We start from the raw sequence: 703 nt of genomic DNA, 5'->3' as shown, positions 1-703 counted from the left end.
TTCTCGGGTGATTTAGGGGCTCCTCATTCTCCTTTGTTAGCCGCGCCAAAGCCTCCCGAAGCATGTGAAACCTTGGTGATTGAAAGCACCTATGGCGATAAGAATCATGAAGATCGACGCTCTCGTCGGCAGCGACTTAAGGCAGTGATCGAGAGTGCTGTTCAAGACAGAGGTGTGGTCTTGATTCCTGCGTTCAGTATCGGCCGCACTCAGGAGCTATTGTATGAACTTGAGTCATTGATCTATGAGCTTAAAGATAAAGCCGATCAGGGGGCGCTGAATTGGGCTGAGCTTGAAGTGATAGTCGACTCACCTTTGGCCAACGACTTTACTGATACCTACCGACAACTAAAACCTTTTTGGGATGCAGAGGCTCAAAGTCGGGTAGCCGAGGGTCGACACCCTCTGTCATTTGAAAATTTACTCACGATAGATGATCATCAAACTCACCTCGACACAGTGAATTATTTGGCAAAGACGGCTCGCCCAGCGATAGTGATCGCCGCTAGCGGTATGTGTGCTGGTGGGCGTATTGTTAATTACCTTAAAGCTTTAATTGAAGACAAGCGTACTGATATTCTGTTTGTAGGTTATCAAGCTGAGGGAACTGCAGGGCGAGATATTCAAACTTACGGGACACGAAATGGCTATGTCGAGCTAGAGGGTAAGCGCTATACGATTAATGCCGCTGTACATACGATCT

Annotated in this window: 1 pseudogene; it reads left to right on the top strand. The window is 47.7% G+C overall.

Going from position 1 to position 703, the window contains the following annotated elements:
* A pseudogene (locus tag A3761_RS23450) lies at positions 1-703 on the top strand (MBL fold metallo-hydrolase); the annotation flags it as partial.

This window comes from Oleiphilus sp. HI0123 (assembly GCF_001635315.1).
This window is presented reverse-complemented; position numbering and strand designations above follow the sequence as displayed.